Raw genomic sequence first — 10,273 nt, forward strand, 5'->3', positions numbered from 1 at the left:
GTGCTGGGGTTGGGGCTGGGCTTCGGGTTCGTGTTCCTGGGCAAGTGGGTGCTGCTGTTCCCCATGAGCGTGCCCGCGTGGGCCGTGGCGCTGTCGCTGGGGATGAGCTGCGGCGTGGGGCTGCTCTTCGGCATCTACCCTGCGGCACGCGCGGCGCGGCTGGACCCGGTGGAGGCGATGCGCGCGGAGTAGGGTGCCGGGATGGGTGACGCATTGGAGGAGGCCCGGCGCCGGGCCTCCGGAGACGACCTCGCTTCGCTGCGCAGGCTGGACGCGCTGATGGTGCGCTCGGGCTTCCGGCACGCGGACCGGACGCCTCGCGAGTGGGTGGCGGAGCTGGTCGCGCACGGCGGCGTCCAGAAGGTCTACCCGTACGACGCGCACGAAGCGCTCCGGGCCATCGGTCTGGGCGCGGTGCCCGCGTTGCTGGAGGTGCTGGCGAAGCCCCGGCTGGCGGAGACGGAGTCCGCGGATGCGAGCGTCCGCTCGAACGTGCTCGAAGCGCTGATGGCCATGACGCCGCAGCCCCGGTGCGCGGTGCCCGCGGTGCTGGGGCTGTTGGACCGGCCCAGAGCGCGGCTGCGGCGTCAGGCGCTGCGGGCCCTGGTGGACCTGCGGCCCCTGCCCACCGGGCTCGCGGTGCGGCTGCTGCTGGAGGCCTGCCAGGACAAGCAGGAGTTCAAGGTGCGTGCGCTCGGCCTGGATGCGCTGGCGGCGCTGGATGGCTCCATTCCGGACGCGGTGCGGGACGAAGCGCTGGCGAGGTTGGCGGACGTCAGCCCGTACGTGCGTCGCTCCGCGCTGCGCCTGCTGGGCCGGTGTTCGCCTCCATCCGAAGCGGTGCTCCAGGCCTTGGAGGACCAGGTGGTGCTGGATGACGAGAGCCGCGTCGTCGTCCTCCAGGTGCTGTCGTGGTTGTCACCGGCACGCGCGCTGCCCCTGTTGGAGCGGACGGCGCGGGGCCTGGTGGGCATTGAACCGAATGACAGGGAAGGGGTGCGGCTGGGGCTCTACGCGCTGCACCTGCTCGCGGGCCTGGGTGCTGAAGCGCGGCCCGTGGCGGGTCTGCTGCGGCGCGTGCAGACGCATTCCGTGAAGCGGGGGCACGGCGATCCCATCGCCTTTCGCATGCAGGTGCACGCCGAATCGGTGGCGGACGCCATCGTCCGGAATGCGCCGCTGCCCCGAGAGCAGTGGACGCCCGGGCCGGGCTCGCCGCGTCTGGCCGGCGTGCTCGCGGGGCCGGGTCCATTGCCAGTGGATGCGGAGCACACGGCGGCGGTCCGGCTGCAGGCGTGGGTGGACTCCCTGGGACCGCTGACGCAGGAGGAGGAGGCCCGGCTGTGCGTGGCGGTGGTGCGCGTGGCGGCACGCATCTGGGACACGCATGGGCCGGAGAACGATGGCGCCCAGTCGAGCCTCCTCGCCCTGGAGGAATGGGTCCTCACGCCGGATGAGGAGCATCAGCGCAGGGCGATGGAGATTGGGAGGTTCGTCCCCAGCCAGCTCCTGGCGTCGCAGCTGTTCAACGCCGCGTGGTGCATCCACTACGCGACGCTGATGGTGGCGGAACCCGCGCAGCGCGCCGTGGGCTTCACCCTCTTGCACCCGAAGGACCCCGAGCACCTGCTGGCGAACTGTGCCTGGGCCGCGTTCCGGGCGCTGATGAGCGGGACGAACTCGACGCTGGACGAGGGCTGGCGCGATTCCGTCCTCTCCCGGACGCGGACGCCCGACGAGGTGCTGGCCTTCCTCCATCAGCGGATGGTGCAGGAGGTGCTTCCGTGGGCCCGGGGCGAGTGGGATCCGCTCCGCGACGTGCTGCGCGAGCGGCGCAGGCTGCTGACGGAAGCCTGAGCGCACCGGAACGATGGCGGCGGCGGTGCCCGCCCGGTAGGGTTCTGACGTCCCTACCGCACGGGCTTCCTTCCGCATGTCCATGTCCTACGCCACGCTGCCGCTGCCCGTCGTTCCCGCGCCATACCGGGTGCGCGTCTTCACCCCGGAGGACATGGACGGGGTGATTGCCCTGTACTCCCATCCGGAGGTGGCCCGGAGCCTCAACTTCACGGTGCCCGTGCTCCGGGAGACGCTGCACACGAAGCTGACCGGCGACCTGGAGGCGATGCGCCAGGGCAAGGGCATCCGGTGGGTGCTTGCGCATGAGGGGGCTCCGACGCCCCTGGGCTACCTGACCCTCTTCAACTGGAGCCAGAAGGACCGCCGCGCCGAGGTGGGCTACATGGTGGCGCGCGCGTTGTGGGGCCAGGGCGTGATGACGGGAATCCTGCCCGCGCTGATCCGCTTCGGCTTCGAGCACCTGGACCTGCACCGCATCGAGGGCATGGTGAACGTGCGCAACACGGCGTCGCACCGGGCGCTGACGCGCGCGGGCTTCCAGCAAGAGGGCGTGCTGCGCGGCTACCAGGCCGACGGGAACGGCGGCGGCTTCAACGACATGTGCCTGCTGGCGCTGCTCGAGGACGCCTGGCGCGCGTCCGCCGCGAAGTAGGCGGCGTGCCTCACGGCAGGTCGCGCGCGAACTGTTCGCGGTAGCGAGCCTGGAGCAACCGCAGCTGGCGCGTGCCCCGGTACTCGCGGGCGAGCAGGTGCCAAGCCTCCGTGCGTGACGGCTCCAGGGCGATGACGCGCTCCAGGTGCTTGCGTGCACGCGCATGCGCGCGGGTGTTCGTGGCCAGCACTCCGAGCAGCAGGTGGGCCTGCACCGCATCCTCCCGGAACGCGAGCACGCGCTCGCAGGCGGTGCGCGCGGAGCCCAGGCGCCCCTGGAGCAGGTGCAGCTCACATTGCAGGAGCGCGACGGAGGGACTCGCCGGGAACGCCAGCGCCAGCGCGGCGATGCGCTCCCGCGCGCGGCCGGAGGAGCCGGCATGCAGCAGCGCCTCGACGTCGGACACCGCGCGCACCAGCGCGGGCTCCAGGTCCGGAGGAGGGGAGCCGCCCGGTTCAGAGCGGACCGGCAGCGCCACCTGCCGCCGCAACCGGGCCGCCTGTTCCAGCACCGCCGCTGACGCCGACAGTCCCGGCGCCCGGGCCGCTGTCTCCTCCGCCCACGTCACGCAGTGGGCGCGCAGGAAGAGTCCCGCCAGGTCCGCCCACTGTGCGGGCTCCACCTCCGCCCGGGCCTCCAGGTTCCTCCGCGCGGCCACCAGGCTGTCCCGCGCCTCGTCGAAGCGGCCCGCGTGCAGGTGGAGCAGCGCGACGTTCATGCGCAGCGAAGGCTCGTCGGGAAACCGCGCGATGGCCCGCTCACACCGCTCCCGCGTGGCGTCCAGCCCTGGCGTGAGGTGCACGGCGAGGTAGCACGCCAGCAACTGCACGCGTTCGTCCTGGGGATGCCGCACGGCCAGCGGCTCCAGGGCCTCCGCCGCCACCTCCGGCCGGCCCGCCTTCTCCAGGGCGATGACCTCCGCCAACCGCTGTCGCTCCAGGGGCGTCAGCGAACGGGGCGTGCCCTCCGGCCCCAACACGACGCCGGAGGTGCGCACCCGCTCCGTCCACTCGAGGAGGAAGTCCCGCTCGGCCCCTGCCCACGCCGGGCCGGTCATGGCTTCCACCGCTCCGCGCAGCTGCCGGGCCCATTCCTTCTGCGCCTCCAGCTCCACGCGGGCCCCGGGCAGGTGCCGGAGCCCCGCGCCCAGCAGCGCGAGCGTCCGCGCGTCGAACCCCGTCTGGTCCGCGTCGTACTTCGGTGACATCCATCCCCGGCCGTCACGAACGTGCAGCGCGCCCAGGGTGTGCGCCCACTCGTGCAGCAGGACCGCCACCTCCAGCCGCTGCCGCGCCTCCACCGGCAGCTCTCCCCCCATGCCTCGCAGCACGCAGTGGCGTCCCAGCACGCGCGCGAAGCCCAGCTCATGCTGCGCGCCGCTGAACGACGCTGGCGCCGCCACGAGTCCCACCACGAGGTCCACGTCCTCGCCCGCGTCCAGGGACTCCAACGCCCCCAGCACCGGCTCCAGCGGGCCGTCCGAGCCGCGCCGGTCCCACGCCCGCGCGGATTCCAGCTGGAACGTGACGCCCAGGGGCCCTCGCACCGCTTCGCTCGCGCGCTGGAGCCACGCCGTGACGCTCCGCTCCCAATGGAGGCCCCGCGCCCGGTGGTCCACGTCCGCGTACACGCGCACCCGCAACTGCCTCGGGGTGGGGGCAGGGGAGGAAACCGCTGACAGGGTGGTCCGCGCCCGCGAGCCGTCACGCTGCGGGACCGGGGAGGCGCAGCCCGGCCCCAGGAATCCCGCGAGGAGGAGCAGGACCGCGCCGAACCAGCCTGTCGTCCGCGGGGAGCCGGGAATCACGGACAGGACCTGGAGGGTAGCGGGTGGAACAGGCCCCAACCGGGCAGGGGAGGCGGTGGGCCTCACGAAGGGGGCCTCCACCGCCATCACCCAGGGTTCACATCAGCTCAGGCCGCGGCGTCTTCTTCCTTAGAAGGCTCCGTGGCGTTCGTGATCCAGTCAATCGCCTTGTGCTCCCAATCCGTGTCCTTTGACGCGTCGATGTAGCGCTCCCATTCGTACACGCCGCTCTGCTTGGCCATGCGCACCATCATCAGGCGTGCCACGGTGCTGTCGAGCACCACCGCCGAGCGCACCATGCCGTTCTGCCGCAGCCAGGCCATCGCGTTCTTGATGATCTCCTGGGTCTCCGGCGGGTTCGCCTTCTGGCTGCGGATATCCACCATCAGTCCGAAGGGCCGCCCACGCTTGACCGCGACCTTGGCGCGAAGGTCTTCGAACCAGACCTTGGCCTCGGCAGGGGTGATGTAGCCCGGCGCATTGAGCCGGAAGCCGTACTCCGTCCTCAGATTCTCAGCCATGAAACCCCCACGTTGATTTTGTGGTGCACGCGCCATTCCCGTGCGACTCCGGCCGGATGGCAGCGCAACCGTGAGCCTACTCCACTCGGGCCCACCGTGGATCCACTCCTGCTGAACCTGCGTACGCGCGCGCGAACCCTGCCCCCGCGTGAAGATGAAGACGTCCCAGGGTAAACGTGGTAACCCGTCGCGAAGAGTAAGAATCCAGCGTCAGGATAACTTTCCACTCTTTTTACTTCACACTCCCTCGGTTATCCGCTATTAAGGGGATGCATTTTTCCAGCATCCCCGCAAAACTGCCACATGGCATCGAGGTCCCCCCGGACTCGGTGGCAGAGAGTCGACGCAGCCGCGTCGGACCACACGGGTTCCGGGGCCTTGGAGACGTCCTTCAATGTCCAGCTCCTCGCTCGCTGAGCTCCAGTCCATCTCGTCGAACACCCTGCGGAACGAGGTGCCCGTCGAGGCACTCCGTCACGAGACGCCCACGGGGAAGGCGAATGTGCTGGAGGCTCGTCACGGCGATCCGATCCCGATGTACGGGGACACGAACGCGCGGGGCTTCAAGACGGTGGAGGACATCACGGTCGCCGACTGCGTGATCGCGCACCTGGAGGCCGAAGAGGTGGATGCGGTGTTCGGCGTCCCCGGCGGCAACATCGCCCCGTTCCAGCAGGCGCTGCGCAAGCACGCCTCCATGCGCTTCATCATCGCGTCGCACGAGGCGGGCGCGGCGTTCATGGCGGACGGCTACGCGCGCTCCTCCGGCAAGCTGGGCGTGTGCATGGTGACGGCGGGCCCGGGCGCCACCAACGCGCTGACGGGCGTGGCCTCCGCGCACCTGGACGGCGTGCCCATGCTGGCCATCAGCGGCAACGTGGCCACGGACCGCGTGGGCCTGATGGCCATCCAGGAGAGCAGCAGCACCCACGGCGTGAACACGGTGGAGGTGTTCCGCCAGGCGTGCGCCAGCTCGACCATCGTTCCGGACGCGCAGAGCTTCCAGCGGCTGCTGGCGCGCTCCATGCGCACCGCGCAGGGCCTGCCCGGCGGCGCCGCGCACCTGAGCGTGCCGGCGAACATCGCGCGCCAGCCCATCCACCGCGCCTCCGTTCCCACCACGCGCGGCGCCTTCCGCGCGCGTCCGGCGATGGCGCCCTTCGAGGACCTGCGCGCCGCCTTCACGCTGCTGCGCACCGCGCGCCGTCCGCTCATCTTCCTGGGCGCGGGCGCTCGCGAGGCGATGGCGGAGCACGGCGAGACGTTCACCGCGTTCGTCACCCAGCACGGCATCCCGGTGGCCACCAGCATGCGCGGCAAGGGGCTGTTCTCCGAGCGCGAGGCGCTGTCCCTGGGCGTGCTGGGCCTGGCCGGCAGCAAGCGCGCGGAAGCGTACCTGCGCGACGGCGTGGACGTGCTCCTGGTCCTGGGCAGCCGCCTGGGTGAGTGGGCCTCCCGCAGCTTCCACAAGTACTTCCAGGCCGTGCACCACGTCATCCAGGTGGACGTGAACGCCTCCAACATCGGCCAGTTCCTGCCGGTGCGCCTGCCCATCGTGGCGGACGTGGGCTCGGTGATGACGGGCATCGCGGAGCTGGGGCAGATGATTGGCCCGTCCAGCGGCTCGCGGGTGCAGGAGCGCTGGGCGCAGGTGATGGCGCTGACGGAGCCCGCGTGCCCCGTGCGCGCCCCGCAGGCCCGGGACTCGGTGAAGCCGCAGGACCTGATGAAGGAGCTCGACAAGCACCTGAGCCCGGACATGGACCTGTACATCGACATGGGCAACTGCACCGGGTGGACGGCGCACATGCTGCACATCACGCCGCCCGCGCGCATCTTCTACCCCTGCGGCCTGTCGTCCATGGGCTGGTCCTGCGGCGCCGTCATCGGCGGCAAGGTGGGCCGGCCGGAGCGCTCCGCGGTGGCCGTTGTCGGCGACGGCGCGTTCCTGATGAACGGCACGGAGATGCTCACCGCGTCGCGCTACCGCGTGGGCACGGTCACCATCGTCCTCAACGACAACTTCCTGGGCATGGTGAACCACGGCGAGCACGTGCAGGACCGCACGCAGCCGCTGGAGGATGACTTCTACGGCCTGGGCAACCCGGACCTGAAGGCCTTCTCCGAGTCGCTGGGCGCTCGCGCCTACACGGTGAACGCCCCGGGCCAGCTGGACGCGCTGCTGCCGGAAGTGCTGCGCCGCGCGAACGAGACGGGCCAGCCGCAGGTCATCGTCGCGCACATCGACTACCGCGAAGTGCCCCCGTACGGTGACCGCTTCGCCGCGGTGGCGTCGGACGCGAAGTAGCACCCATGACGGCCGCGACCTACGCGCTCCTGGGAGTCGGTGCCGCTGTTCCCGAGCAGGTGCGCGGCAATGACGACCCGCTGTTCGAGCCGCTGCGTCGCGCCGCCGGAACCGGCGGCGAGCACGCGCTCTTCTACGGCAACCGCGAGCGCCGGGTGCTGGCGCCCGGTGGGTCCCTGTCCGCGCTCACCGCGAAGGCGGGCGCCGCGGCGCTGACGGACGCGGGGCTGACGGTCGCGGACGTGGACCGGCTGTACGGCTACGTGTCGGTGTCGGAGTTCATCACGCCGAACGAGCTGTACGCGGTGCACCGTGAGATGGGCCTGTCACAGGGCACGCTGGTGGTGCCGGTGCAGGCGGACTTCATCAACTTCCTCATGGGCGTGGTGCTGGCCTGGGAGGCCCTGCGCGCGGGCAGCATCCAGCACGCGCTGGTGGCGGTGGGCTCCGCGTGGACCCGCAACATCGACTACACGCAGGGCCACGCCATTGGCATTGGCGACGGGGCCGGCGCGGTGGTGGTGGGCGCGGGGGACCGGCTCACGCTGGTGGACTGGGCCGCGGACACCTTCAGCGACGAGTACGGCGCGATGATGATGGGCGCGCGTCCGGAGTCCGGCCTCCCGCATCCCACGTACGGCATCGCGCCCACGTCAGGCGTGAAGGCGTTCCTGAACTCCGGGATGAACGGACCGCCCCGGCTGGTGGAGCGGCTGCTCGCGAAGCACGGCGTGGCGCGCGAGGACGTGACGCTCATGTCCCACCAGGCCTCGCGTAAGTTGATGGACCACTGGGCGCAGGAGATCCGCCCGCGCGAGTACCTGGACACCTTCGAGGACTACGGGAACATGGTGCACGCGTCCATGCCGGTGACGCTGGCCCGGTTCCACCGCGAGCTGCGCACGAAGTACCTGGTGATGGTCGGCCTGGGCATTGGCGCGCACCAGATGGCGCTGCTGGTGCGCGTCTGACGGACGCGGGCTACTGGTCGTCGCAGGGCGTGCCCAGCCGGATGCCCGTGTAGACGCCCAGCTCGTTGTAGATGAGGGGCAGGTTCTGCTCCACGGGGACGTTGCGCAGCTCCACCTCCTTGCGCGCCTTCTCGATCCAGATGGGCTTCTGCGCGCGGTCGATGACGAGCCGCAGCTGGCCCTTCTTGGTGGTGAAGATCTCCCCCTCGGAGTCCGCCACCACGTTGGTCATCTTCTGGGGCTTCAGGTCGCCCCGGGGCCCGATGAACACGCGGAAGTTGCGCGCCTCCGCGGGCGTGAAGCCCTTGTCCACGTAGTAGTACGTGCCCTCCGAGTCGCGCAGCAGCGCGTGGGGCGCGAACTTCTGCGGGTTGGGCACGTAGGCCGCTTTGCGCAAGAGCTCCCGCGCCTCCTTGCCGGGGAGCATCTCCAGCGTCACCTTGCGCTCGCCACAGCGCAGCGAACAGGTGCGCTCCTTCGTGTCCACGGACAGCTGCGAGTGCACGCGCAGGTCCACGCCGTCGTAGTCGGCGGTGCCGGACGGGTTGAAGAAGCGCGGATCCTGGAAGGTGGTGGCGGACAGGTTCCGGCTGCGGGGCCGGGGCACCTCCACCAGCGACTTGCCGTCGCCGTAGTAGAGCCGGTCCTCCAACTCGTCCGTGTCCTCGCGGGGCACGGAGACGACGTAGTGGCCCTTGCCGTCGGTGCAGACGGACGTGGCCTCCAGGTGCATGCGCTGGCCCAGGTTCTCCGCCTTGCCCCACGGCGGTTCGACGGCGGCGGCGGGGCTTGCGGCGAGGAGCACGGCCACGGGAAGGATGCGTTGGATGAGCATGGTGCGCGGGCCTAGAGGTGCTTCTTGAAGTAGCGGGTGGCGGCCTTCTCCTGATTGGACGCCTCCGGGGTCGTGGTCCACACGAAGCGGTCGCCTTGCAGGGCGGGCTCCAGCGCGGCGCCGAAGCGGCAGTCGAAGCGCTGGAGGCGGGCCTTCACGGTGCCGCGGGCCTCCTCGGACACGTCGCACATCGCCTTCAGGGCGGTGAGGGGGAAGACGCAGTAGCGGGCAATCTTCTGGGACTTGAGGACGGGCTCGGTGACGGTGGCCCAGTCGATGGCGCCCGCCGCGGAGGTGCCGCAGGAGGTGTTCAGCGCCTGGAGCGCCTCGGCGTAGGTGGTGTCGTGGACGGCTTCCTCCGCCTTGCGGTCGAAGGCCATCAGCTTCGCCAGCTGGCCGCTCTGGGTCTGCTGCTGGTGCTGCGCGTAGACCTCCTCCGGCTTGAGCTTCTGGGAGCGCGCCTCGTCGAACTGGACCGCGATGCCGTTGCCGGGACCGCCGGGGAAGTGCAGTTCCGTGTTCTTGCCCACGACGATGAGCGGCGAGTAGTCCTTGCCGTGCCACTGCGTGGTGTAGTTGTGGCGCAGCGTGCTCTGGCTGCTCCAGTCCTTCACCGTGTAGGGGAGCACCAGGTTGTCCAGCACGGAGCCGGTGCCCTGGATGCGCAGGAGGAACTTCTTCTGATCGCGGGGCGTGAGCGGCACGACCGCGACCTGTTCCCCCTGCGGGCCCACGAACACCTTGCCGGCTTCAACGGGAGCGGGCGGTGCGGCCCGGGCGGGCAGGGTGCCCAGGAGAGTGGCCAGCACGGCCACGGCGACGATGCATTTCATGTTGGATGTTTCCCCCTCACCCGTCCGCGGTCCCGCGGACGGGCGGTGTCTGCTCACTTCTTCAATTCAATCCCATTGCTCCGACATTCGTCGATGAGCTGCTGCGTCAGGTCCGCCCTGGGGAGCTTCTTCAGTTCCACAGGGCCATTGACCATGTCCCTGGTCTGGCACCGGAGCTTGATGGCCAGGTAGTGCGCGGCCAGGGTCTTCTGGGCAGTGTAGCTGCGCTGGGCCATCCGGACCGCGGTGTCCACGTCCTTCCGCGCTGCGGCGGCTCGGGCTTCCTTCAGGTCGCTGATCGCGATGGCCTCGGTAGGCTCCAGGGGGATGCGCGAAGCCTGTGTCTTGCCGCCCGGCTTGGTGGTCGTCTTGCTCACGACCTTGGTCGGCGTCGGAGTCTCGACCTTCGCTGGCACGTCGTTGGCGGTCGTCGGTGTGGCGGACGGAGGCGCCGGCGCAACGGTGGCGGGGGGCGTGGCCACAGGC

9 protein-coding genes and 1 pseudogene are annotated in these 10,273 nt (G+C 70.6%); 5 read left to right on the plus strand and 5 right to left on the minus strand.

Going from position 1 to position 10,273, the window contains the following annotated elements; genetic code table 11:
* From D7W81_RS35755 to D7W81_RS35765, 3 genes are all read left to right on the plus strand, one after another.
* Nucleotides 1–192: ABC transporter permease (locus D7W81_RS35755; protein ID WP_147445743.1), on the plus strand; the 192-nt coding region annotated here is incomplete at its 5' end.
* Nucleotides 193–201: 9 nt separating this feature from the next.
* Nucleotides 202–1,857, plus strand: a complete 1,656-nt coding sequence (locus D7W81_RS35760) for a hypothetical protein (RefSeq protein WP_120559862.1) — start codon at nt 202–204, stop codon at nt 1,855–1,857.
* A gap of 76 nt (nt 1,858–1,933) precedes the next feature.
* Nucleotides 1,934–2,512 carry a GNAT family N-acetyltransferase gene (locus D7W81_RS35765; RefSeq protein WP_120559863.1) on the plus strand — a complete coding sequence of 193 codons (579 nt, stop codon included), beginning with the start codon at nt 1,934–1,936 and terminating at the stop codon, nt 2,510–2,512.
* 10 nt (nt 2,513–2,522) lie between these two features.
* Here D7W81_RS35765 and D7W81_RS35770 read toward each other — a convergent pair whose 3' ends face one another.
* Together D7W81_RS35770 and D7W81_RS35780 are read right to left on the minus strand one after the other, a co-directional pair.
* On the minus strand, nt 2,523–4,148 hold the full coding sequence (locus tag D7W81_RS35770) for a tetratricopeptide repeat protein (protein WP_158621760.1): 1,626 nt from the start codon (nt 4,146–4,148) through the stop codon (nt 2,523–2,525).
* A gap of 278 nt (nt 4,149–4,426) precedes the next feature.
* Nucleotides 4,427–4,840, minus strand: coding sequence for a hypothetical protein (locus tag D7W81_RS35780; protein ID WP_120559866.1), 414 nt, complete (start codon nt 4,838–4,840; stop codon nt 4,427–4,429).
* Between the two features lie 394 nt (nt 4,841–5,234).
* Between D7W81_RS35780 and D7W81_RS35785 the strand changes: the two genes are divergently transcribed.
* Together D7W81_RS35785 and D7W81_RS35790 are read left to right on the plus strand one after the other, a co-directional pair.
* Nucleotides 5,235–7,148 carry a thiamine pyrophosphate-binding protein gene (locus D7W81_RS35785; RefSeq protein WP_120559867.1) on the plus strand — a complete coding sequence of 638 codons (1,914 nt, stop codon included), beginning with the start codon at nt 5,235–5,237 and terminating at the stop codon, nt 7,146–7,148.
* Nucleotides 7,149–7,153: 5 nt separating this feature from the next.
* Entirely contained in the window at nt 7,154–8,119 is a 966-nt protein-coding gene (locus tag D7W81_RS35790) for a 3-oxoacyl-[acyl-carrier-protein] synthase III C-terminal domain-containing protein (RefSeq protein WP_120559868.1), read from the plus strand.
* A gap of 10 nt (nt 8,120–8,129) precedes the next feature.
* Here D7W81_RS35790 and D7W81_RS35795 read toward each other — a convergent pair whose 3' ends face one another.
* The 3 genes and pseudogenes from D7W81_RS35795 to D7W81_RS35805 form a co-directional block, all read right to left on the minus strand.
* Entirely contained in the window at nt 8,130–8,954 is an 825-nt protein-coding gene (locus D7W81_RS35795; RefSeq protein ID WP_120559869.1) for a hypothetical protein, read from the minus strand.
* An 11-nt stretch (nt 8,955–8,965) separates the two neighbouring features.
* Entirely contained in the window at nt 8,966–9,787 is an 822-nt protein-coding gene (locus tag D7W81_RS35800; protein WP_120559870.1) for a hypothetical protein, read from the minus strand.
* A 53-nt stretch (nt 9,788–9,840) separates the two neighbouring features.
* A pseudogene (locus D7W81_RS35805) lies at nt 9,841–10,273 on the minus strand (hypothetical protein); the annotation flags it as partial.

The sequence above is a fragment of the Corallococcus aberystwythensis genome (genome assembly GCF_003612165.1).
GTDB lineage: Bacteria > Myxococcota > Myxococcia > Myxococcales > Myxococcaceae > Corallococcus > Corallococcus aberystwythensis.

Excerpts from the sequence above, each read along its gene's own strand:
- D7W81_RS35760 (WP_120559862.1), top strand. The coding sequence starts at position 202 with ATGGGTGACGCATTGGAGGAGGCCCGGCGCCGGGCCTCCGGAGACGAC.
- D7W81_RS35765 (WP_120559863.1), top strand. The coding sequence starts at position 1,934 with ATGTCCATGTCCTACGCCACGCTGCCGCTGCCCGTCGTTCCCGCGCCA.
- D7W81_RS35780 (WP_120559866.1), bottom strand. The coding sequence starts at position 4,840 with ATGGCTGAGAATCTGAGGACGGAGTACGGCTTCCGGCTCAATGCGCCG.
- D7W81_RS35785 (WP_120559867.1), top strand. The coding sequence starts at position 5,235 with ATGTCCAGCTCCTCGCTCGCTGAGCTCCAGTCCATCTCGTCGAACACC.
- D7W81_RS35790 (WP_120559868.1), top strand. The coding sequence starts at position 7,154 with ATGACGGCCGCGACCTACGCGCTCCTGGGAGTCGGTGCCGCTGTTCCC.
- D7W81_RS35795 (WP_120559869.1), bottom strand. The coding sequence starts at position 8,954 with ATGCTCATCCAACGCATCCTTCCCGTGGCCGTGCTCCTCGCCGCAAGC.
- D7W81_RS35800 (WP_120559870.1), bottom strand. The coding sequence starts at position 9,787 with ATGAAATGCATCGTCGCCGTGGCCGTGCTGGCCACTCTCCTGGGCACC.